At 63.2% G+C, this 23,184-nt stretch carries 21 protein-coding genes; 9 read left to right on the top strand and 12 right to left on the bottom strand.

Annotation, left to right across the window (positions count from 1 at the left end; translation table 11 throughout):
- Nucleotides 1–71: 71 nt before the first annotated feature.
- Nucleotides 72–2,138, bottom strand: a complete 2,067-nt coding sequence (locus tag DV706_RS05095; protein WP_006066201.1) for an SLC13 family permease — start codon at nt 2,136–2,138, stop codon at nt 72–74.
- Between the two features lie 125 nt (nt 2,139–2,263).
- On the opposite strand from DV706_RS05095, the gene DV706_RS05090 reads away from it, so the two are divergent.
- Both DV706_RS05090 and DV706_RS05085 read left to right on the top strand, forming a co-directional pair.
- Nucleotides 2,264–3,361 carry a geranylgeranyl reductase family protein gene (locus tag DV706_RS05090; protein WP_006066202.1) on the top strand — a complete coding sequence of 366 codons (1,098 nt, stop codon included), beginning with the start codon at nt 2,264–2,266 and terminating at the stop codon, nt 3,359–3,361.
- Nucleotides 3,362–3,410: 49 nt separating this feature from the next.
- Entirely contained in the window at nt 3,411–4,841 is a 1,431-nt protein-coding gene (locus tag DV706_RS05085; protein WP_006066203.1) for an MATE family efflux transporter, read from the top strand.
- A gap of 25 nt (nt 4,842–4,866) precedes the next feature.
- Here DV706_RS05085 and DV706_RS05080 read toward each other — a convergent pair whose 3' ends face one another.
- From DV706_RS05080 to DV706_RS05065, 4 genes are all read right to left on the bottom strand, one after another.
- Nucleotides 4,867–6,297, bottom strand: coding sequence for an FAD-binding oxidoreductase (locus tag DV706_RS05080; protein ID WP_006066204.1), 1,431 nt, complete (start codon nt 6,295–6,297; stop codon nt 4,867–4,869).
- Nucleotides 6,298–6,390: 93 nt separating this feature from the next.
- Nucleotides 6,391–7,698 (bottom strand): TIGR00341 family protein, encoded by a 1,308-nt coding sequence (locus tag DV706_RS05075; protein WP_006066205.1) that lies wholly within the window; start codon nt 7,696–7,698, stop codon nt 6,391–6,393.
- An 81-nt stretch (nt 7,699–7,779) separates the two neighbouring features.
- Entirely contained in the window at nt 7,780–8,871 is a 1,092-nt protein-coding gene (ygfZ, locus tag DV706_RS05070) for a CAF17-like 4Fe-4S cluster assembly/insertion protein YgfZ (RefSeq protein WP_006066206.1), read from the bottom strand.
- A 39-nt stretch (nt 8,872–8,910) separates the two neighbouring features.
- Nucleotides 8,911–9,210: a DUF6432 family protein gene (locus tag DV706_RS05065; RefSeq protein ID WP_006066207.1), complete on the bottom strand. Its 300-nt coding sequence runs from the start codon at nt 9,208–9,210 to the stop codon at nt 8,911–8,913.
- Nucleotides 9,211–9,387: 177 nt separating this feature from the next.
- Between DV706_RS05065 and DV706_RS05060 the strand changes: the two genes are divergently transcribed.
- Nucleotides 9,388–10,428, top strand: coding sequence for a DUF7093 family protein (locus DV706_RS05060; protein WP_049889799.1), 1,041 nt, complete (start codon nt 9,388–9,390; stop codon nt 10,426–10,428).
- 91 nt (nt 10,429–10,519) lie between these two features.
- Nucleotides 10,520–10,903: a DUF5611 family protein gene (locus DV706_RS05055; RefSeq protein WP_006066209.1), complete on the top strand. Its 384-nt coding sequence runs from the start codon at nt 10,520–10,522 to the stop codon at nt 10,901–10,903.
- Between the two features lie 44 nt (nt 10,904–10,947).
- On the opposite strand, the gene DV706_RS05050 is transcribed toward DV706_RS05055, so the two are convergent.
- Nucleotides 10,948–11,403 carry a hypothetical protein gene (locus DV706_RS05050; RefSeq protein WP_006066210.1) on the bottom strand — a complete coding sequence of 152 codons (456 nt, stop codon included), beginning with the start codon at nt 11,401–11,403 and terminating at the stop codon, nt 10,948–10,950.
- A gap of 87 nt (nt 11,404–11,490) precedes the next feature.
- Between DV706_RS05050 and DV706_RS21660 the strand changes: the two genes are divergently transcribed.
- Entirely contained in the window at nt 11,491–11,661 is a 171-nt protein-coding gene (locus DV706_RS21660) for a hypothetical protein (RefSeq protein WP_006066211.1), read from the top strand.
- Nucleotides 11,662–11,741: 80 nt separating this feature from the next.
- On the opposite strand, the gene DV706_RS05045 is transcribed toward DV706_RS21660, so the two are convergent.
- From DV706_RS05045 to DV706_RS05025, 5 genes are all read right to left on the bottom strand, one after another.
- Nucleotides 11,742–13,250 carry a heme-binding protein gene (locus DV706_RS05045; RefSeq protein WP_006066212.1) on the bottom strand — a complete coding sequence of 503 codons (1,509 nt, stop codon included), beginning with the start codon at nt 13,248–13,250 and terminating at the stop codon, nt 11,742–11,744.
- 148 nt (nt 13,251–13,398) lie between these two features.
- Nucleotides 13,399–15,225: a site-2 protease family protein gene (locus DV706_RS05040; RefSeq protein WP_006066213.1), complete on the bottom strand. Its 1,827-nt coding sequence runs from the start codon at nt 15,223–15,225 to the stop codon at nt 13,399–13,401.
- Nucleotides 15,226–15,301: 76 nt separating this feature from the next.
- The gene (gene lysS, locus DV706_RS05035) at nt 15,302–16,996 is read right to left on the bottom strand and encodes a lysine--tRNA ligase (protein WP_006066214.1); all 1,695 of its coding nucleotides are present in this window, start codon (nt 16,994–16,996) and stop codon (nt 15,302–15,304) included.
- Entirely contained in the window at nt 16,993–17,718 is a 726-nt protein-coding gene (gene pyrH / locus DV706_RS05030; RefSeq protein WP_006066215.1) for a UMP kinase, read from the bottom strand. The genes lysS and pyrH overlap by 4 nt, the downstream gene beginning before the upstream one ends.
- Before the next feature lie 159 nt (nt 17,719–17,877).
- Nucleotides 17,878–18,918, bottom strand: a complete 1,041-nt coding sequence (locus DV706_RS05025) for a CapA family protein (RefSeq protein ID WP_006066216.1) — start codon at nt 18,916–18,918, stop codon at nt 17,878–17,880.
- Between the two features lie 108 nt (nt 18,919–19,026).
- Between DV706_RS05025 and DV706_RS05020 the strand changes: the two genes are divergently transcribed.
- The 3 genes from DV706_RS05020 to DV706_RS05010 all read left to right on the top strand — a co-directional run bounded on the left by DV706_RS05020 (nt 19,027) and on the right by DV706_RS05010 (nt 21,679).
- Nucleotides 19,027–19,854 (top strand): molybdopterin synthase, encoded by an 828-nt coding sequence (locus DV706_RS05020; RefSeq protein ID WP_006066217.1) that lies wholly within the window; start codon nt 19,027–19,029, stop codon nt 19,852–19,854.
- A gap of 255 nt (nt 19,855–20,109) precedes the next feature.
- On the top strand, nt 20,110–20,349 hold the full coding sequence (locus tag DV706_RS05015) for a DUF7123 family protein (RefSeq protein WP_006066218.1): 240 nt from the start codon (nt 20,110–20,112) through the stop codon (nt 20,347–20,349).
- Between the two features lie 166 nt (nt 20,350–20,515).
- Entirely contained in the window at nt 20,516–21,679 is a 1,164-nt protein-coding gene (locus tag DV706_RS05010; protein ID WP_006066219.1) for a site-2 protease family protein, read from the top strand.
- 14 nt (nt 21,680–21,693) lie between these two features.
- Here the strand turns inward: DV706_RS05010 and thiL are convergent, their stop codons facing one another.
- Complete coding sequence (thiL, locus tag DV706_RS05005; RefSeq protein ID WP_006066220.1) at nt 21,694–22,581, bottom strand: thiamine-phosphate kinase; 888 nt, start codon at nt 22,579–22,581, stop codon at nt 21,694–21,696.
- A 119-nt stretch (nt 22,582–22,700) separates the two neighbouring features.
- Between thiL and DV706_RS05000 the strand changes: the two genes are divergently transcribed.
- Nucleotides 22,701–23,156, top strand: coding sequence for a 30S ribosomal protein S19e (locus tag DV706_RS05000; RefSeq protein ID WP_006066221.1), 456 nt, complete (start codon nt 22,701–22,703; stop codon nt 23,154–23,156).
- Nucleotides 23,157–23,184 lie beyond the last annotated feature (28 nt).

The raw sequence follows: 23,184 nt of genomic DNA, 5'->3' as shown, positions 1-23,184 counted from the left end.
GCGAAGCTAGCGGCTGTGGCGTGTAAACCCCTCGAGTACCGGCACTGGTGACCGAAATCGTCCGGCCGTCGCTACAGCCCCCAGATGAGGACGATGCCGGCCGTCGTGACACCCGCCAGCAGGAACTGAAGCGGGCCACCGACGCGCAGGAAGTCCGTGAACTCGTAGCCACCGGGGCCGTACACCATCAGATTCGTCTGGTAGCCCACGGGCGTCATAAACGACGTCGCGGAGGCGAACATCACCGCGAGCAGGAACGAAAACGCCGAGGCGTCCAGACTCGTCGCGGCGTTGATCGCGATGGGGCTCATCAACACCACCGTCGCGACTGGCGTGATGACGTTGGCGAGCAGTCCTGTCACGATCGAAAACAACAACAGGACGAGGACGAGCGGGAGGTAGCTCGCCGTCGACACCAGCCCGGCGGCGATGAGCTGTGAGCCGCCGGTGGCCTCGAGGGCGACACCGAGCGGGATCACGCCGGCGAGCAGGAAGATGACGTTCCAGGAGACGGCGTCGTAGGCGTCGCCGATCGAGAGACAGCCGGTGACGACCATGAGGAAGACGCCAGCGAGTGCGCTGATCACGATGGGGGCACCCCCGAGTGCGGCCGTCCCGACCACCCCTGCCATGACTGCGATCATGATTGGGGTCTTCGGCGACAGCGGCGCGAGGTCGTCGACATCGTCCTCGAGCAGCCAGTCGAAGGCGTCCTCTTCGATGACGACGAGGTCGCTCGAGTCGGTGAAATGGCGGATCGAACTGGGGATCGTCTGAACCAGAAGGACGTCACCAGCCTCGAGCCGATGGTCGCCGAGATCGGTCCGGAGCAACTCGCCGTCGTGACGGATCGCGAGCACGGTCGTCCCGTAGAGCTCACGAAGACGGGTTTCGGCGAGGGTTTCGCCCACGAACGAGGATTTGTCGGGCACGATCGCCTTCGCGAGCAGATCCTCGCTGGTCGACTCGTCGAACGTCTCGTCGGTCACTGGCTTGCGGACGAGCTGGTGGAGTCCCTGATTCGCGACGAACTGGTTGACTGCCTGTAGGGTGCCGTGGACCGTAAGCACGTCATCCTCGCGAATTCGCTGGTCAGTTCTGACCGCGACGTACGATTCGTCCTCGGCGTCGCGCTGGTCGTCGTCGGGTGTATCGATGACGTCGGGATCGACAGGCTCGGACTCGAGGCCGTTGACTTCCTGTAGCTGCTGCTCTCGAGTGCTTGGGCCGGCAGCTGCGTCGATGTCGTCTGCGTCGTACTCGAGGAGTTGTGCTGTCTCATCCGTCTCGAGGTCGGATTCGCGGCGAAGCTGCAGAATCCGAACGTTTGCCTCAGTTCGTTCCTCGAGGTCGCCGACAGTGTTGCCAACCGCCGCCGAGTTCGAGCCGACACGAACGTGGGTGAGGTGGTCCTCGAGGTCGAACTCCTCGACGAGATCCGCGTCGGCAGGGATTCGTGCGGGCGTCAGCCACCGGCCGACGGTCATGAGATACGCTAAGCCGACGGACAGGATGACGAGCCCGAGAAGCGTGAACTCGAACATGCCGATCGGATCCCGCCCGAGGAGGTCGACGGCGAACTCGCTGGCGAGCAGGTTCGTCGACGTCCCGATGAGCGTCAGGGTACCACCGAGGATCGCCGCATACGAAAGTGGCAAGAGCAGTTTCGACGGCGAGATGCCCGTCTTCTCGGCGAGTTCGGAGATCATCGGGATGAAGACCGCGACCACGGGCGTGTTGTTGATAACGCCCGCAAGCGGCCCTGTCGTGGCGATCGTCGCCGCTAACGCTCGCGTCTCGCTGCCGCGAGTAAACCGAGCGAGCCAGAGGCCGAGTCGCTGGACCAGCCCAGTCTGCTGGATCCCTGCGCTGAGCATGTACATGGCGACAATCGTGATGGTCGCGGTGCTCGCAAAGCCCGAAATCGCTGCTCGGTAGCCGACGCCGGTCACTGGCTCGAGGGCGGCCAGCGCGACGATGATCCCGATTGCCGTCACGTCGGTTGGGATCGCTTCGGTAACGAACAGGAGGAGCGCGACGGCGATGAGTCCGAAAACGACCAGCGCGCCGGTCGACACGCCGGCGATCATCTCACACCATCCACCACGGACGCTACAGATCTCGCGTTCACACTTCATCGAGGACGGACAATTCACAAAATAATACCTGTTCACAGAGGTGCCCGTTTTAGTGTCGACGGTGGCCGGAAGCTGGTGAGAGAATCTCGAGAAACTATTTACTGCCCGCCGAGTACGTGACGGACATGTACGATTTCGTCGTCGTGGGGGTCGGCCCAGCCGGGGCGCGCTTTTCGCGACGGGCCGCCGAACAGGGGTACGACGTGCTCGCACTCGAGAAGGGGACGGTAGGGACACCACTGGCCTGTTCGGGCCACGTGAGCACGGACATCTGGGCGTTTACTGGCGAGCGAGCGCGTGAGGAACTGTTCCAGAACGAGATCTACGGCGCGCGCTTTCATGTCGGCGGGCCACACAGCACTGCCTACCCTTTTTATAAAGACGACGTCGCTTCGAACGTCATCGACCGTGTCGGACTGGATCGCCATCTCGCGGATCTCGCACGGGAGGCGGGCGCAGACGTCCGCGAATCGCATACCGTTACGGAGGTGACCGAACACGACGATCACGTCACCGTTGTCGTCAACGGCCCCGACGGTACCCTCGAGTTCGAAGGGAAAATGTTGGCCGGCTGTGACGGTCCTCGATCGCGCGTCCGCGAGGCGCTGTCGCTGCCAGAACCCGACGAACTCCTTCACGGTGTGCTCGCCTTCTCCGATGAGGTCGACCACGAGAACTTCGTCGACGTCCACCTGACCGCGCCGACGTTTTTTGCGTGGCGAATCCCCCGCGGCGAGGCCGGCGTCGAGTACGGGCTCGCAGCCCCGCCGGGCGTGCAGGTCACCAAACATTTCGAGGAACTGATCGACGGCTACGAGATCGACGTTGCCCATCGCTGCTCGGGCGCGATCCCGATTGGGCCACCCAGCCGCGTCACGAGCCGTCGTGCGTTTCTCATCGGCGATGCGGCCGCCCAGACGAAACCGTTCACCGGCGGCGGCATCCTCTATGGCATGACCTGTGCTGACCACGCTGCCCGCGAGATCAACCCCGACCGGCCCGCCACACTCGCCGCCTACGAACGCGCCTGGCGTGACGACCTGGAGCGTGAGATGGAGCTCGGCCACTCCCTCCGGCGGGCGTACTCGTTTCCCGAACCCGTCCAGCGAGTCGGCCTCAACGCGCTGTCGGGCGAAATCGGCGTCCACATGGACCGGCCAACCTCACTCGTCTCGCCGTCCCATCTCAAGGCGATGCTCTCGAGGCTGCGACCATCGCGATAGCTGAGCGCAGCCGACAGACCGAAGCCGCCGCACCCGAAACGCCCGGTCGATGACAGGCCGGCAGGCAGCAGCCGTCGCGTTTCTCGCCGAGACACTCGAGCGACTCGGCATCATCGACAGCGAGCGGTTTCGGCCGACGGTCGACCTCGCGTGGCCCCGAATCGTCACCGGGTTTGCGATCATGTCCAAGCAGACGGCCGACCTCGCGATGGTCGGCATCGCCGTCGGGACGGCCGGGACGGCGGGACTGGCCTTTGCGCTCGCGTTCTGGGAGATCGTGACGATGCTCGGGCTCGGACTGGCCGGTGGGACCGTCAGTCTCGTCTCACAGAACTACGGTGGCGAGCAGACCGATCGGGCCACGCTCGTCGTGAAACAGAGCATCCTGCTCACTGTGGCGCTCGCGGTGCCGATCGCGGTCGGCTTCGTCCTCTTTGCCGAGTCGCTGATCGGGCTGTTCGGTGCCGGCCCGGAGTCGCTCGCCCACGGGCGCACCTATCTCGTTCTCGTCGCGCCAGCCGTCCTGTTCGAGCTGCTCAATCTGATCGCCAGTCGAACCTATACAGGCGTCGGCGACACGTTCACGGAGATGGTCGCCCGCGCCAGCGGGGCCGTGCTCAACATCGCTCTCAGCGCCGTCCTCATCTTCGGCTTCGGGCTCGGCGTCGCCGGCGCAGCGATCGGGACCTCCGTCTCGACGGGCTTCGTCACGCTCGTCCTCGCGTGGGGCATGACCGGCCGATCCTACGGCATTCTCGGGATGGAACCCAGCCCAGTTCCAGTGACGCTTTCGGGATCGTGGCTCGAGCCAGCGCTTCTCTGGCAGGTCATCGAGATTTCGACGCCGGAGATCGGCCGCCGACTCGCACAGGGAGTCGCTGTCTTCCCGCTGTTGTGGATCGCAGCCACCTTCGGCCCGGTGGTCGTCACCGCCCTCGAGGTCGGCCGCCGGGTGCGGAGTCTGATCAACAGCGTCAACTGGGGGCTCTCACTGGCCTCGAGTTCGCTCGTCGGCCAACATCTCGGTGCGAACGACGAGGACGAAGCCGGCGCGTACGGCGCAGCGATTATTCGACTCTCAGCCGTGTGTTACACCGGACTGGCTATTCTGGTCGTCGTCTTTGCGGAGCCGATTGCGAGCCTGTTCGTCTCCGGAAGCGAGGAACTCGCGCTGGCGGCCACGTTCGTCGCCGTCGGTGCGGTCAGTTCGATCGGCTTTGGGATCGATGGCGCGGCCACGGGAGCGCTGCTGGGTGCTGGTGACACGCGCCTGCCCTTCGTCGCCTCGCTCGTCGGTCGGTACGCCTTCGCGCTCCCGGCAGCCGCGCTGGGACTGGTCACCCCGCTCGGAATCGGCGGCCTCTATCTCGCTTTGGTGCTCGAGACAGCCATCCCCGGCGGGATCAACTACTGGCTGTTCCGGCGAGGCCGCTGGAAAGCCGTGAGTCGGCGGTATCGGCCAGCGCCGGAGGGCGACTGACGGCGGCTCACGGAGGCTGACGGGTTCAGCTGTCGGCGCTGTTGCCGGCTGAAGGGACGATCGCGCCGAACAGGTTCTCCGGATCGTAGGTCGACTTTACCTCGAGCAGTCGCTCGTAGTTGTCGCCAAAGCGCAGTTTGGCGGGATCTTCGTTCATGCCCGGGAAGTTGCCGTAGCTTCCCGACGCAACCGCCAGTTCCGCCGCTTCGGCGATTCCGTCACGTCCCCAGGCGACGTTCGCATCGTCGTCGGCTTCGTCCTCCCAGTTGGCCTCGAAGTTGAGCATGTACGGCTTATCCCGGTGCCAGAACGCGGTCGCGTCCTGTGGCACGTCAGCGACCGCATCACCCAGATGCCAGAGATCGACCGTCGAAAGCGTCGAGGGAGCCGACTCGGTGTACCGGGCCATGATCTCGACGACCTCGTCGGTAACGTCGGTCAGGAAGATGGACTTCCAGTAGTAGCGCAGTCCGTCGGGGTAGTCCTCGTCGAGCATCGACTGCAGATCGGCGTACGCCATCGGCCCGCTAAGGTCGGCGATCGGCGTTGCACTCGAGCGCAGCGGCTCGAAGACGTCGTCGGCCTCGAGGTCGCCACGAGCCGTCCCGAGCATCGCAACGGCTGGCTCGCTCCACGCCTCTTCGGGGAACTCCTCGAGGTCGGGGACGTGTGCGGTGAAGACGAGCACGCCCGCCTCCCGTGGCGCGTCGTCGGTCCACTCGAGGAATCGGGCCATCACGTCGGCCATGTCGTCGGTATGGAACCACACAAAGAAGGCATCCACTTCGGGGCCGACCTCGTGAAGTTCGAACTCGAAGGACGTGACAACACCGAGTGTGCCGCCGCCACCGCGAACGCCCCAGAACAGCTCTTCGTTGCGGTCGGCGCTGGCGGTGTGAACCTGCCCGTCTGCGGTCACGACGTCAACGCTTCGCAGGTTGTCCATTGCGAGCCCGTACTGGCGACTCAGGTGACCGTAGCCGCCGTTGAGTGTGAGCCCCGCGACACCTGTCTCCGAGACGGCACCGAGCGCCGTCGCCAGCCCGAACAGCTGTGTTTCGCGGTCGACATCGCCAAGGGTCGCGCCGCCGCCGACGCGGACGGTTTGGTTCTCGTGGTCGACGCGCACGCCGCGCATCGGCGAGAGGTCGACGACGAGCCCGCCGTCGCAGACGGCGGTGCCGGCGACGTTGTGGCCGCCACATCGAACCGCGAGCGGCAGGTCCTGCTCGCGGGCGAACGTCACCGCCGAAACGACGTCTGCAGTGCCGGCACAGCGGGCAATGATCGCCGGGTATCTGTCGATCATGCCGTTCCAGACCTGTCGCTCCCGTTCGTACTCCGGATCTGCTGGAAAGATCACGTCGCCGCTAACCCCTGTTTCGAACGACCGGACCGCACCGCCCGGGAGCTCGGCGAGCGCTTTCTCGCCCGGATGTTTGCCAACTTGTGCCATGAGATTAGTTATGCCGACAGTGACGATAAACCAGTTTTACTGCAGACGTGACGGTCCACCGCATCGACGTGACGAGCGCGCGACGGATCGGGATCAATCACCGACGTCGCCGTGTTCTTCGGCGACGACGTACTGGACCTCGACGACCAGCGATTCGTCGCTGTGCTGGCTGATCGCCGCGTGGAGTCGCTCGGCGAGCCCCGGCTCCGGCCCCGGTGTCTGTCCAGTGACTGTGATGACGATCCGGTCGACCGACTGGATCGGGTAGTTGCCATCGAGTTCGACCGTGACATCGTCGACCTCTCGGTCAGCATACTGTGGCTCTTCGAGCACCGTCTCGGCTTCGTCCGTGGCGACCGACTCGAGTTCGGTCGTGTGGAAATCGAGCAGGGTGATCCCAGCAAGCGGGGCCGCCAACACCAACAGGGCGATCCCGAAGATCGCCGCGTAGGTGTACGTTGGCGTCCGGGTCGGTGACACCTCGAACAGCCCCTGCGGGCGGTAGCCAGCGATCCACAGGGTCGCCAGTGCGGCAAGGTTGATCGACAGCACGTTGACGATCACGAGCACGGCGGCCCCGGTTGCCGCACCGTACATCCCCCAGGCGACCGTGATCCCGACCGCGGCCGACGGCGGGATCAATGCGGCGGCGATCATCACGCCGACGATGGCTTCCGAAAAGCCTCGTGTGAGACTCAAGATGCCTGCGATTCCTGCCCCAAGCGCCACCGCAAGCGAGAAGAGATTCGGCGCAACGCGCTCCTGGAGTTCGGTGGCGACGACGATATCGACGCCCGCCGGCTCGAGCCCCGCAAGCCGAGCGAGCGTCGCGAGTCCGATCGAGGCGCCGATGACTATCGCGACGCCGACGATCTGATAGCTGAACCCGGTCGATTTGAGCCGGCTGTCGCCGGTGACGATGCCGACGTTCGCGGCGAGTGCCGGCCCGAGCAGCGGCGCAATCACCATCGCACCGATCACGACCGCCGGCGAGTCGGCGAGCAACCCAGCAGTGGCGACGACGGCGCTGATGAGCAACATGACGGCGTAGATCGTAAACGGCGGCGTGAGTTCGTCGGCTTTCGTCCGCAGGACCTGCCTCGAGGTTCGCGAACCAGCCTGCCCACCGTGGCTGTACTGTTCTCGAAGCGTCGAAAACTCCTCGGAGATCACTGTCTCGGCGTCGATAACGACGACACTCGCATCCTCGCTGATTCCGGCCTGTCTGAGGCGGTCGAGCACCGGTTCGACGGCCCGTGTCGGAATGGGAAATCGGACGACAGCGGTGTACCCCCGACCGCTGGTTTCGTCGCTGACGACGTACTCGATGCCTTCGTCCTCGAGAATGTCGATGACGGCCGCTCGTTTCCCCTTGGGGACCGTCACCTCGAGATAGCGCATACAGGACCGACCATGGAGTCCGCAATAATACTGCGGGCGGGACGGCGCGGTTGTGTGTCGGCTGGCCCAGTCGCTGTGGGGCTACTGGTATGCTGGCAGTCGAGCCGACTGATCCGACCCCTCGACGAACGGCAGCGCGGTGACCGTCGCGGAGACTTCTTCGCCACCGACACGGACCGTCAGCGTCTCACTCTCGAGGGTGTAGTCGACGAGCGCGAGTGCGATGACCGACTCGAGCAGCGGGCTCTCGCCCGCCCGTGTAATCTCGCCGACGGCTGCATCGCCGTCGAAGACGGCCCCACCGGCTTCGGGAACGGACTCGCCGTCGAGGGTTAGCCCGACGAGTTTCCGGCTGGGTTGGCCGCGATTTTCGACGCGGGAGACGACCTCTTGGCCGACGTAACAGCCTTTCTCGAAGTCCAGCGCGGTTCGCAGACCGAGGACGTTCGGGAGCGTTCCCTCGAGTTCGGTCTCGAAAAGTGGCGAGCCGGCCTCGAGGGCGAGACTCTCGAAGGTTCGGTAGCCGAAGGGTGCGGCGTTCAGGCCGTGATTGAGGAGGGTATCGTAGACGCCCTCGGCGTCGTCGGCTGCGCAGATGACCTCGTAGCTCTCCTCGCCGGTGAGGGCGTCGGTGCGGATGACGGAGACGCCCTCGTCGCCCATCGTGCCGCGAACGAACGAGTAGCGCTTGTCGGGCGAGGCGGCCCCGTTGAGGACGCTCGCGATCTTTTCCGTCGCTTTGGGGCCGTGAATGCCAAAGATTGCGTAGTCGTCGGTTGCGACTCGGATCTCGACGTCCTGAATGAAGACTTTCTCGGCCCACTCTTCGGCCAGCGGTTGGGCTTCGGCCGGCGGCGTAAAGAGAAGGAGTCGCTCGCCCGCGTTGTAGATATAGAGGTCGACGTCGATCCCGCCCTGTGGATCGAGAACGAGTGCATAACAGCCTTGCCCGTCTTCGTCCGGGACGCGATTCGAGACGACGTTGTCGACGTACTCGAGGCGATCCGCTCCCTCGACGACGACCACGCCGTAGGCCATCTCGAGCAAGCCGACGACGTTGCGAACCGCACGATGCGTGCGCTCAGGTCGCCCGAAGTGTTCGACGATCGTTCGCCCGTCACGCTCGCCGAACGTCGCCCCGTGGTCAGTATGAATAGACTCGATGACGCTCATGCCTACTCTCAGGGGCCTGAACGTATCAGGCGTTTCGGTTCAAAAAGGAAACCGTTCGCGGAGCCACTCGCCGATCGACTGTTCGTCGTCCTCGTCGGTCGGGATTTCGGGGACAACCCGTTCGTCCGGCTTGATCACCGTCTCGTTGTGAGTGGACTCGACGACGATCAAGTTGTCTTCTTTGAGCGTCGAGAGGGCGCGCTCGAGGTCGTCGATATCCACCTCGACAGCAGCACGGAGTTCGAAGACGGTCATGCCGTCGTCGGTCCGATCGACGAGTTCGTCGAGTACCGCTACCTCGGTCGGCTCACGGTCTCGGTACTCCCGCTTTGCTCTCATCCGTTTCTGTATTCGACGACCGGGGATTTGACGTTTGTTGTTTTTCCAGCATCTGACGCTCTCGAGCCAACTCGAGGGGCCGCTGGTGTCGGTTGCAGAATGTGAAACAGTCTCCTGTGCAGAATACGTTCCGACAGGCAGTACGTTTTTTATGCCATGACTGGGAACGGTGGGACAATGGTCCTGCGATGTTCGCTGCTCGGACACGACTACGGTGAGACCGAAGTCGAACGCGAGCGCGAAGAACGGGGCAGTGAGGTCGTCGTAACCGTCCAGGAGTACGAAGAGTGTGTCCGCTGTGGCGAACGAAACGTCATCAGCGAGAACACCGAGATAACGAGTCTCTCCTTACAGGCGGACGCCGACTCGCTTCCCACCGAGCCCGAACCCGAGCCAGACACGGCTGCAGCGGCAGACACCGAAGCTGCCGACAGTGTCGAAACACCACCCGATGTGGCCACCGAAACCGATGCGACGGCGTTGATCGACGACGAAGACGATGCTGCCGAGTTCATCGACGCCGACGCAAGCGAGGACGACGCCGAGTTCATCCACGACGAGGCCGAGGCCGCCGAGTCGACGACACCACCGTCTGACGCCGACGCAAGCGAGGCTGACGATGGGTTCGACGTGCCAACCGACGAACACGGCGAGCCGGTGACCGACGACGGCGAAATCCTCGAGGAGACCGATGAGACGGACCCGGACCGTGATCGCGAACACGGAGCGTGGCCGGAATCGGAAGACGTCGGCCCACCAGTCGGTTCTGAGACGACTCCGGCGGGGTGGCCAGATGACGAGTCGGACACCGACGAGGCTGCCACGGCCACCGATTCGACGGTCGACTCCATGGATACCGAGGTGACGGACGATGCAATCGTTCTCGAGGATGACTCCGATCACGAAGCCGGTGGTGTAGGCGCTGAATCAGCCGCCGCAGCAGACGCCAGAACGGCGACAACGGAGCCACCAGCGGCCGACACACAGTCCGAGGTCGACGACGAGCACCCGGAAGCCGATGCTGGAAGCGGTATCAAGCGAGCGACGTCGGCACCGGCTCCCGGTGAAAGCGGCGGGACAGCGCGCGAGGGCGTTCCAACTGAATTCTACTGTCCACAGTGTGCGTTCGTCGCGCCCGGCACCCGTAGTTCGCTTCGGACTGGCGACATCTGTCCCGAGTGCCGAAAGGGATATCTCAGCGAACGGGAACGTCGCTAGTTGGCATCCCGGCCTTCACTGCCGGCAAAACTCGACCTTCGCGACGCCGGCTATGAAAAGAGGTAAACAGTCCGCCGTGTATCTCCAATCCATGAAAGAGTACAAGATGCGCCGCGGAGAGTATCTCGAGGAGCGAATCCCCGACATGGAAGCGACAGTCGAGGACTACTTCGGTCCGATCACTGGGACTGAGGAGTTCAAGGGGAGCGATCTCTACGTCATCGGCGAACCCGACAACCCCGTCTTCGAAAAGGTCGTCGTCGGCGCCGTCGAGTACTCCGGCAAGAAGGACAAACTCGGCGTCGAGTTCTACGAACGCGACCCAACCGAACTCGGCCCCGACGAACTCGAGGCCGCCGGTGAGGCCGTCGACGCGAAAAACAGCTTCCTGCTCGAGGCGACCGGCCGTGACGCCAAGTCCCGTCGTGAGTCGATGAAACGGAAGGTCGAAGACGATCCGGATCACGACTTCTAAGGCCCACTGTTCGAGTTATCCACAACACGCGGACAGCATACTGATCAGCGACGCTGCTCATGTGACTCGTGGACGGAGAGCAGCCCTGCACCGGAGCTTCGAACGACGAGGTCAGCGATATCTCCGGCCTCGAGATCGTTGAAATCCGATCGGACGAGCGTCGTCTGTCGACAGTCGCCGCCGTCGACGTCACAGCCACGGATCCTGTACTCGACACTTTCGAACTCGGACTCGAGACGCGCTGCGAGTCGGTCCGAAATTTCGAGTGGGTCGTCTGCATCGAGGTCGTCGGCCAGCAACTCGTGGAGCGCATCCTCATAGTACGGCCCGTCAGCAGGGTCGTATCGTCTCACAGCCACATCGATCGGGTCGGCTTCGTCCGCGGGGTATCCACGAACGGTCTGCTGATCGATCTCGACGCGGTCGGCGAGCCCGAGACGGGTCGCACAGCCAGCGAGCGCAATCGACGTTGCGGCTGCGAGGAACGCACGTCGTTTCACTGTCGAAATGTTCGTGGAGTGCTTTGGAGTACCTTTCGCCAGCCCGGTCCGAAACGGCTATTACCGGCACGTCGAATCTTCCGGGTGATGGATCTCGCTGCGTTTCTCGCCGCGACGCTCGTCGCACACATCGGCTTTGCGATCTTCGTCACCGCACACGCCGCACTGACCGACCACGACGCCGGCAACTGGCCGTATATTACGCTCGTGCTGGGGCTTGCGGGCGTTGCTGGCTACTTTTTCTACGACGAGCGATAAGAGCGAGACGATCACTCGAGCGGTGAGTCGCTGAAAAAATACGACCGAGAACGGTCGAACAGCGACGCGTCGACGCTGTCTCAGGCGAGGAAGACGTGTCGTGGCCGGTCGGTCAGGATGTCGCGACCGAACTCGACGGCCTCCGAGAACGCATCGCTGCGGAAGAACTGCATGGCGTCCTCACGGGAGTCCCACCGACTGGCGATGAACATGTCGTTTTCGTCTTCACGGTTTGCCAGCAGGTCGGTCTTGCGGTGGCCGTCCATGTCGGCGAGGAGTGTGGCCGCATCCTCGAAGACGCCAGTGAAGTCCTCGCGGTGGTCCGGCTTGACGGTGTAGAACATCCCCATCGTCCCCCAGGAGTCGTCCTCGTCGTCGCCCGCCTGTCGGACGATTTCGGGGAGATCTGCAAGGAAGCCGGCTGCCGTGTTCGCGGCGCGTTCGGTTTCCCAGAGACTGACGATCGCCGTCTCGGCGTCGTCGGCTCCCGATTCGGACTCGTAGACCGCGGTCTTGACGTGTGTATCGTAGTGGTCGAAGTTCGTCCGCAGTCCATCGACCTCCTCGAACAGCTCGTCTGGGTCCGCCGCCGAGTAGAGGACGACCGCGTGGACGTCCTCGCCGTGTGGTTTGCCTGCATAGACGCCCAGGTCCTCGAGTTCGCTGCGGACCTCTTCGTCGTCTGCACGCTTCGAGCCGCCCGCATGGCCGTCGCCGCTGCCATGGCCGTGGCCCTCACTATCGGCGTCGCCGTGGTGTCCCTCGGCGTGTGGGTGGGCGCTCGTGTCGTCTGCATCCGCTTCGGCCGGGACGGCATCACCGGCCATGTACGCGTCGAGGTCGGCGGGTTCGAATCGTCGGCCGACGTAGAACCGACCGAACTCGGCGTACTTCGATGTCGATGGATCAAAGCGCATCTCGGCGAGCAGATTCTTGATGTTCGCGGGGTCGTCCGCAAACAGGGAGACACTCCACTCGTAGTCGTCGAAGCCGATGCTCCCGGCGGTGATCTGGCTGACTTTCCCACCGTAGCTGCGGCCGATGTCGCCATGGGAGCTCATATGCTCCGAGCGCTGCTCGAACGGCAGGTCGTACCAGTTGTGTTCGGGCTGGCGGCGCTTTTCCATCGGATAGAAGTTGACGTACTCCGCGTCGGGAATCTGTGGGTAGAGCTTCTGCTCTAAGTATCGGGAGAGGCCAGCACTTTCGACCTCCTCGTCTTCCTCGAAGTAGGCGTCGGTGACGTAGTCGGAGACCTCCGCAACCGAAACGTACGAATCAGTCTGCTCGGTAAACTCGGCAAACGCGGTCTGGTTGAACCGCCGCTCGAGTTGTTCGACGTCGGCCATCGTCGGTCGAATGTGCATACACAGCAGGTCGGTCTCGTGGCCGAGCATGGCGAACAGCCCCGAATCGCCGTCTTCGGCGTCCGTGACGTCCTCGCAGTCGGCGAGAAACGCCGCGCCCTCCTCGAGTGCCCGTTCACGGACGTGATCAGGTGCATCCCGCCACGCGTCCCAGTCGACCGTTCGGAAGTCGTGTAGGATGTACCAGCCCTCTTTCGTTCGCGGTGGTGTCCGTCGTTCCATAGTCGACGGTTAGAAGGCAACCGACAAGAAGGAACTGCTTCTTCCCAGCACCCCTCGAACCCGGGGCCTATCGCTCCGAGTCGAGAGCACGACTGGCTCGAGGATCACGATGCTCACGCGAAAGCAAACAGACCGAAACCTAGAACGCCTAGAGCAGGAAGGGCAGGAACAGCATCGTCAGGAAGCTGACGAGCATCGTTAGCCCGATCGTCGTCGTCACCGTCCGCACGTGGCCACGGGTCGCCTCGATGGGCAGTCTCGAGACGACGGCCTCGGTGCTCGTCCGCAAGATGTGGCCGCCGTCGAGTGGGAACGCCGGAATGCAGTTGAAAAAGCCGAGTTGGACGTTGATCCAGCCGGTCCAGAACAGCAGGTTCGCGACGATAAAGACGGTGCTGTCGCCGAGTGCGGCCAGCGAGCCCTGCACCTCATAGAAGTTTTCGACACCGCCAGTGAAGCCAGCGAAGTTGAACGGGAGAAGCCCGATCACACCGATCACTGGCAGGAAGATCGCCAGCCCGATCTTGCCGAAAAAGGAGTCCGTCGCGCCACCGTCGCCGCCGTTCCCGCCGAGGATCGACAGGTACTCCTCTGCAGGGTAGAGCTGGACGCCGATATCGCTGACCTCGAAGCCGGAGATGCCCTGATTCGCGAAGATCCCGAGGAAGCCGCTGTCTTCACGCGGATGGTCGTCGAGTGTGACTTCGTGCTCCTCGCGGTCGTCGCCGAAGTAGCCCACGACCGAGACCTCGTCACCGGGCTCGCTCTCCTCGAGCAGCGAGCCGAGTTCCGCATACGAGTGTGTTCGCTCGCCGTCGAATTCGGTGATGACGAACGTCTCGTCAGTTTGGCCAGTTGCAGCCGCAAGTGGCCCATCGTCACTGACTTCGACGGCGGCACCGATCGCCACCTCGCGTTCGTCCTGCTCGCCGGCTGCGTTTTCGGTCGTCAGCGTGACGCGTTCGTCGTCGCCGACAGCATCAAAAAAGCCGCTTTCGGTTGCCACCTGCTGGCCGTTGACGGCGATGATCGTGTCACCAGCCGAGACATCTGCCGGCCCGTTCTCCATTGCAGTGGTGACGAGCAACGAGCGATCGACAGTAACGGTTTCCTCGCCGTTGAGTTCGATCGTGATCTGGTCACCAGCCGCGGCCTCGAGGCGGTCGGCAAGGTCGTCGTTCGTCTCGACGGCCTCGCCATCGACGGCGGTGATCCGGTCGTTAGGTTCGATCCCTGCGGCATCAGCAGACGAGTCGGGCGCAACGCCGCCGACTGAAGCGCCGGGGGCGACGGCAATCGCGCCGGCAATCGGCCCAAAGAGAAGTGCGAAGACGAGCAACGAGACCGCGAAGTTGTTGGTGACGCCCGCCGCAAACATACGAGTCTGCCCGCCCCTCGAGGCCTTTCGGCTGCTCTCCTGGTCGGGTTCGACGAACGCACCGAATGGGATGATCGCAAGCATCGCGACGCCCATCGAGTTGATGCCGATATCCTCGACGCGACAGAGCAGGCCGTGGCCGCCCTCGTGGACGACCAGTCCAACGAGGAGTCCGACGACGATCCCGGGCGTTGCAGACAGCGGGAGGAAGTCGTTAACACCGGGAATCGGCGTCACGTTACGGGGCTGTTGGACGCCGGAACCAGTTGGCTGTGGTGACGTGACTGCAGAGATCGCTGCAAGGAGGAGGAGAACGAACATGGCCACCATCACGACGATTGCGATGCCGACGCCAACGTTTGCCCACGCACGCCAGAACCGTTTCGGACCCGAGAGTCGGTCGAGAAACTCCCGACCGCGTTTGGTGTGGAACGTAAGAATCGGACCCTGGGTCCCGACGTACTCCGGCAAGAGATCAGCTCTTCGGAGTGCAATAACGCCAAGCCAGTAGATGAGCAGGCCGATGAGAGTCCACGTCGCCAGCTCAGAGCCGAAGAGTTCGGGAACCGAGACGACAGCGGGGGAACCGTGATCCATCGATCGTATGTCCGAGCGGCGTTCTCAAAGGGCTTTTGTCTATCAAGTCGGTCAGATGACCGACCAGTCGTCTGTGTTACCGTTCTCGGCGGAGTCGGGCGACGACGAATTCACGGTCGACTTTCGCAAGGAACGAGCCGAGCTTTGGCCCCTGAGACTCGTCGAAGAAGAGCCGATAGCCGGCACTGAAGAACTCACCGACGTCGACGTCGTGACGTCGCGCCGTCTCGTAGATTTCGCCCTGAATCTCGTCTGGTTCGTGGCCCTCCTCGATGAACTCTGCGAGGTCTGCGAGTGCGTCTTCGGTCGCGTCGTCGAACTCGTGGTCCGGAATGGCCGAGCGCTTGAGTTCGTAGTCGAACTCGTTTTCAGTTCGTCGGGCCCAGTTGCGGGCCTGTTCGACGCGCTTGAGTGCCCCGTCGATCGCCCACTCGGGAGCGTCGTCAGGGATGTGCCCCTCTCGCCGAGCGATCTCCTCGCGCAGGTCGGGATCGTCGGTCATTCCAAGCACCGCCGCGAAGGTGTACGGCAGTCGAATGCGATCTTCTCGCGGCTCTTCGACCACGAGCGGGTAGACGCGATCGGCGAACGCTTGTTCGTCCTCGCTCGCATCGATCTCATCGAAGTAGATCGCCTCGAGGCGGTCGAACTCGTCGACCAGCTGATCGAGGCGCTCGATGCTGAAGTCTCGCGCCTTCGAGGGGTCTTTCGCGAAGAAATAGCGCAGCACCTCGGGCTCTAACAACTCGAGCACGTCCGAGACGAGGATGACGTTGCCAGCCGACGACGAGAAGGGCTCACCGTCGAGGGTGAACCACTCGTAGACCATCGGGACGGGCGGCTCGATCTCGAGGACGTTGCGCGCGACGTCCTGGCCGCTTGGCCAGGAGCCTTCGGCGTGGTCCTTGCCGAAGGGCTCGAAGTCGACACCGAGGACCTGCCACTGGGCGGGCCACTCGAAGCGCCAGGGCATCTTCCCTTCGCGCAGGGTCGCCGTCCCCTCATGGCCACAGCCATCGATCGTCTGATCGCCGGCATCCATGTCGGTACAGCGGTAGTCGACGGTCGGTGTCTCGCCCTCGAGATCGACGCTCGTAACGGTCTCGGTCACCTTGCCACACTCCGCACAGATCGGGTTGAACGGGACGTAGTCTTCGTCGACTTTGTCCTGGTAGGCAGCCAGGACCTCGCGTGCGCGATCCTGATTCTCGAGCACGTAACGGGTGACGTCTTCGAGATCGCCGTTCTCGTACAGTTCCGTGTTCGAGATCAGTTCGATCGGAACGTTGAGCGCGTCGGCGCTGTCCTGGATGATCGTCGAGAAGTGGTCGCCATACGAGTCACAGCAGCCGAAGGGATCCGGAATGTCGGTGTAGGGCGCGCCGAGATTGCGTCCGAGCGCACCTGCATCGACCTCGCCGAGATCGACGAGGTTCCCCTCGAGATCACAGAGCGTTCGCGGAAGCCCACGCAGCGGGTCGCGGTCGTCAGCGGTGAAGACCTGTCGGACCTCGTGGCCGCGCTCGCGCAGGGCTTCGGCGACGTAGTAGCCACGCATAATCTCGTTGACGTTGCCGAGGTGCGGGACGCCCGACGGCGAGATGCCGCCTTTGACGACGATCGGCTCGTCGGGTTCTCGGTTCGCTACTCGATCCGCGACGGTATCCGCCCAGAAGGCATGGCGTGTGTCATCGCCATCTTCGCGCTGAAGGGTGTAGGGACTCTCGACGTCCCGTTCGGCTGCGGAGTCAGGAGCGTCGTCGCCGCTCATCGTTCGTTCTGTGCCCAGTAGGTCGGTTCTTCGCCGGCACCTTCGGGAAGAATGTCCGTCCCTTCGTGATCGCCAAACCGAACTGCACGCGCGATCCGGTCCGGATCGGTGCCGTCGAGAACGATCGTTCGCATTCCCGAGCGCTGAATGATCTTTGCCGCCAGCAAATCGACAGGCGAGGACGCACCGGCGTTCATCTCGAGGTCGGCGATCACGTCGACGAGCTCTGCGGCCGAAAGCTCCATGAACTTCGTCGCGTCGTCGTTCTCGTTCGGATCGTCGCTGTAGACACCGGGAACGCTCGTCGCATAGACGAGCAAGTCGGCGTCGACGTACTCTGCAAGGGCCGCACCGACGGCGTCGGTCGTCTGTGCTGGGGCAACACCGCCCATGACACAGATGTCACCTCTGCGAAGCGCCTCGCCGGCTTCGTCGTAGTTTTTTGCCGGTGCAGTCACCGAATCCTCGCTGAGTGCGGTGATCAACAGGCGTGCGTTGAGCCGGGTGACATCGATCCCGAGCTGATCGAGTTCGATCTCGTTTGCTCCCAGATTGCGAGCGGCACCGATATACTCACGCGCGACGCCGCCGCCACCGACGACAGCACCGACACGACAGCCGTCCTCGACGAGGTCTTCGACGACGGCAGCGTGTTCGGCGACCCGATCCGCCCCGGGTTCAGGCACGAGTACGCTTCCGCCGATAGAGACGACCACTTTCATACTACAGCGGTGTAACCGCGAGCCAATCTTAAGGGTTGCCAACTGTCCGGCACTACGCGAGTCTTACACCACCATGGGACCAGTTCTCGGGGATCCGTCGCGACGGCGTTCCCTCGCGATCCAAGAGAGGCGACGTGACAGCTCGAGTGTTGGACGTGGCTACGACTCGAGCGAGAGAACGAGCCCATCACCGTCACGTTCGAACTCGGTTCCGAACGGTTCGGACAGTTCTCGCATCCGCTCGCGGGACCACTCGGCTGCACCCGGACTTGCCTCGTGGACTGCACAGTCGCTGATTTCGGTCGGATGCAGTCGCAGTTCTGTCGGCGTTCGGTCGGCTGTCACCGTCAGCTCGAACAGAAATCCGCGGTCGTTGCGCAACTCGTCGTCGACCGAATAATCGTCGACGAAATCACCCGCATCGTAGATGATGGGCACTCCCGCGTAGACCTCGACTCCCTGAAAGACGTGGGCGCTATGGCCGTGGATCAGATCGACGCCTGCCTCGACCAGCCAGTGGGCAAACGCCCGGAAGGCGTCGGGTGGCTCCGTGACCATGTTCGGCCCCAAGTGGAGCGAGGCAACCAGTAGGTCGGGATTGTGCGCGCGTGCTCGCTCGAGTGCCTCCCGGACGCGCTGGCGTGTCGCTTCGTGTTCGACACCGTCGCCGGACGCAGTCCGAGTGCTCGAGTCGCGTTGCCAGTCGTCGACCTCGATCCAGGCCGTTCCCGGTGAGTCCTCGTCGGCTGCGTACTCCGGCGTGTTGTCGGTAAACGCGACGATGGCGACCTCAAGACCGTCGATCGAGACGACCGCCGGCTCGAGTGCCTCGTCGATCGTTTCGCCGGCCCCGGTGTGGGCAATCCCGGCCGAATCGAGGTGCTCGAGGGTATCGCGCAAGGCGACCTCCTCGTAGTCGAGAACGTGGTTGTTCGCGAGCGCACAGCAGTCGACACCAGCACGCTCGAGCGCGGGAATCGCCCACTCTGGATCGGCACGGAAATGAAACGGGCGATAGGTCCGTTGCCACTGTCGGCCGCGAGTCGAGAGACAACACTCGAGGTTGATCACGAGGCCATCGAGTTCACAGAGCCGCTCGAGGACAGACCCCCAGACGGCGTCGACGGATTTCTGGCGCTGTCGCTCGTTTACCAGTCGACCGAGCATGACATCGCCGGTAAAGCCGATGTGCCACGCCATGGCTGAACCGTCACGACCCAGGCGCAAAATCCCCCACCAGCGATTGCGACACGGCGAACGGTTCTGGACGTCGACAGCTACAAAGTCCAACGTCACCATATCTCAGTCATGCACGTACTCGGTATCCTCGACCACGGCGCGAGCGGCGACAGACTCGATCGAATCGTTGACCGAACCGTCGATCGACTCACACAGGAGGGACGCGTCGGCGTCATCAGATACGATGCGACGATCGCAGACGGGATGCACGCCCACGAACCCACGGCCGTCGGCGGCGACGTCATCTACGATCTCGGGGCCGACGGCGACTGGACTGCCACTGGAACGGGGATGGACGTCGCGGACGCGCTCGATCAACTGACGCCAACCTGTGACTACGCGGTCGTCGTCGGCGTCGACGACCTTCGATACCCGAAACTCGTCGTTGGCTCGAGCGATGACGAGGCCGATGGCGTCATCGCTGCCGTCGACACGCCCAACGAACTCGACGTCGACGCCATCATCACCGCCCTCGAGGCGACAGAGCCCCACGAGACGCTCGAGTCGCTGGTCGACCGGGTCAAACGCTCGCCGCAGGCGGATCGATCGGGGGCGATCGCGACCTTCACCGGCCGGGTTCGCGCGAAAGACGACGCGGACGACGCGCGCACCCAGTATCTCGAGTTCGAGAAGTACGAGGGCGTCGCAGACGAACGGATGGCCGCTCTCGAGACGGATCTCGAGGCACGTGACGGCGTGTTCGAGGTCGAACTCTACCACCGGACCGGCGTCGTCGCCGACGGCGAAGATATCGTCTTCGTCGTCATCCTCGCCGGCCACCGCGAGGAGGCGTTTCGAACCGTCGAAGACGGAATCAATCGTCTGAAAGACGAAGTTCCGCTGTTCAAAAAGGAGGTCACAGTCGACGACGAGTTCTGGGTTCACGATCAATCCTAAGAGATATATTCACCGGGATACTGTTCAAAATAGGTCGATTGTCTTGAGAAATGACTGTCTATCGGCCATGAATATTTGCGCAGCGATAATAGATTAGAGCAGGCTATAAAACGTCTAGACGCTTCTCGTCGTTTACTGAAGAGTCCTGTAAACACGGGTAAAACGATGATTACTCCCCAGATAATTGAACACAAACGAAACGCCGCTAACCAACCATCCTTTATAACAGATCTCCCCCACAACGGGTAACTGTCGATGAGCACCACAGCCCAACCCTCCACGGAAAGCAAGGAACACCGTCTGAAGCGCTACCTGCGCAATCGCGCAGAGGACGGTGAACTGTACTTCAAAGGCAAGTTCATCGCAGACGAAGTCGGGATGTCCCCGAAAGAGATCGGCGCGTTGATGGTCAAGCTCTCGGAGTCGGCGACCGAACTCGAGATCGAGAAGTGGTCGTACACGAGCGCAACCACGTGGCGCGTCGAACCAGCGTGATCGGTCCCCGTCGTGCCGGCGCGTTTGAAACCGCCATCCGGCACAGTTCGTACCGATGTTCTACTGTTTGTTGACGACCAGACGAAAGCGCGGTCACCGACGGCAGCGGTCGGTCGGCCCTGTGGACGCAGTCGATTTATACGGCATGGTCCCTGAGTAGCGAGCAATGGATGACGTCGAATCGCCCGGGTTCGGATCATCGCGGGCGGAGCGGCCGTCAGTCACGGACGGCCCACCACTCGAGCAGATCGAATCGGTGTTTTCGATCTACGAGGTCCGAATCGAGGACGAGCAGCTGGTGTACTACGGCGATCCGCGGGTCCATCCCGAGCAGGCGATGCAAGAGCTGTGGCCCGCGTTTCGGAAGGCGGGATACGAGCCACAGCTGACGACCAAGTACGGAGAGTATGTCATCGTCGCCAAACCGGTCAGTCTCGGCATCAACGGGATTCCGTGGACGAACATTATCCTGTTTGTGGCGACAGTCTTCTCGACACTGCTCGTCGGTGCGCTGTGGTGGTATCCATCGATCGATCCGTTCGCCAATCCACTCGAGATCGTTCACGCCTGGCCGTTTTCGGTCGCAATCCTCTCGGTACTGGGGATCCACGAACTGGGTCACTACGTGATGAGCCGGTATCACGAGGTCGACGCCTCGTTGCCGTATTTCCTTCCCGTCCCGACGATCATCGGGACGATGGGTGCAGTCATCAAACTGAACGGGCGGATGCCAAACCGGAAGGCGCTGTTCGATATCGGCGTCGCCGGCCCGCTTGCCGGACTGGTCGCAACGATCATCGTCGCCGTGATCGGGCTTCACTTACCGCCGGTGACCGTTCCGGAGTCACTCGTCCAGGAGTCCAACACGGGCGGGGTTCGACTCGGGATCCCGCCGTTGCTCGAGTTACTCGCGACGGCGGTCGACCAGCCGCTGTACGGTGACGACCCAACGCGAAACATCAATCCTGTCGTTATCGGTGCCTGGGTCGGGATGTTCGTCACGTTCCTCAATCTGATCCCTGTTGGCCAGCTCGATGGCGGCCACATCCTGCGAGCGATGGCGGGTGAGTTCCACGAGACGATCGGCGCACTCGTTCCGGCCGTGCTGTTCGGTCTCGCAGCCTACCTCTACTACATCGGTGGCTACGGCCTCCAAACAGTGTTCATCTGGGTCTTCTGGGGACTGTTGACGATGGTGCTCGCATCCGCAGGCGCAGCACACCCGGTCGCCGAAGAGCGACTGGGAACGTGGCGAGTCGTTGTCGGCATCGTAACGTTCGGTCTCGGGCTGCTCTGTTTCATGCCGGTGCCACTCGAGGTCATCCAGTAACGAACACACTGGAGCTACCCACCGTGAGTGAAGCCCTGGTCCGCAAGTGGCTCGCCGTCGAGTGTAATTCCGTGGTCGGCGGCTGTGGCGTGCCCGAGTACTGTGAGATCGACACCGATCGCTGCCTGTACGGCCTCGAGTGCCGATTCGGGCAGCGTAACGACGAGTTCGAAGTCCTCGCCGAACGTCGTTGCACGCTCGAGAACGTCATCGTCGGCAGCCACCTCCAGCAAGGCGTCGGCGATCGGCACCGGGTCGGACTCGATCGCAAAGCCGCAGTCGCTGGCGTCGGCGAGCTGGTGCAACGACCGGGCGAGGCCATCACTCGAGTCCATCATCGCCGTCGCGTGGGGAGCAAGCGCCCGCCCGGCCGCGACGCGTGGCTCAAAGCGGAACAGCTCGTTTGCGCGGTCGAGTGCGGCGTCGTCGCCGCGTTCGAAGAACTCGAGTGCAGCGGCGCTGCGGCCAAGCGTCCCGGTAACACAGACGAGATCACCGGCTCGAGCGCCGCTGCGCGGAACGGGGTCATCGGTGTGGCCGATGGCCGTCGTCGTCACGGTAAACTCGTCGTGACCATCGAGATCGCCGCCGACGTATTTTGCGTCGACGCGTTCACAGACATCGCGTGCGCCACGGACGAAGCCGAGCAGTTCCTCGGGATCGAACTCGGGGGCAGCGTAGGCGGCGACGGCCGCGGTCGCCTCCGCCCCCATTGCAGCTACGTCCGACAGCGATGCGCCGACGGCTCGCCAGCCTGCTGTGTAGCGGGTCGTGCCGTCGGGAAAGTCCGTCCGGTCGTGGAGCATGTCCGTCGTGATCACGAGCCCGTCGATGATGGCGGCGTCGTCGCCGGCAAACTCGAGTTCTCGCGCTAAGAGCGCCAGGGCGGCGCGTTCGTCCATGCACTCCGTTTCGACTCGAGGGCGAAAAGCGATGCGGGCCGGCGGCGGATGTGTGTGAGCGACACGATTCCGACGGCGATACGATGCTCTTAAATGCCGCGGACGGGAACCACACGCCAATGGCTACGATGTACGACGTTCCGGCGGACGACCTCATCGAGGCGCTCGCCGACGACCTCGAGGACCGACTCGACGAACCCGATTGGGGCAAATTCGCAAAGACTGGTGTCGACCGCGAACTCCCACCGGAACAGGAAGACTTCTGGGCAACGCGTGCCGCAAGTCTCCTGCGCAAGGTCGCTGACCGCGGCCCTATCGGCGTCGAGCGACTCTCGACGGAGTACGGCGGCGGCAAGAACGGCTCGAACCGGTATCAGGTCGCTCCCGACAAGCGCGCAGACGGCTCGAAGAACCTCATTCGAACGATCCTCCAGCAGCTCGAAGAGGAAGACCTCGTCGAGACCGCAGAGGGCCAGGGTCGCCGTATCACGCCCGAGGGACGCAGCCTGCTTGACGACACCGCCGGCGCCGTTCTCGAAGAGCTCGACCGTCCGGAACTCGAGCGCTACGCGTAGACGACAAATCCAGTTTTCTCGCCGACAC

Origin of the sequence: Natronorubrum bangense (assembly GCF_004799645.1) — an archaeon.
Lineage (GTDB): Archaea > Halobacteriota > Halobacteria > Halobacteriales > Natrialbaceae > Natronorubrum > Natronorubrum bangense.
Note: the sequence above shows the minus strand (reverse complement) of the source record. Positions and strands in the feature narration are given on the sequence as shown.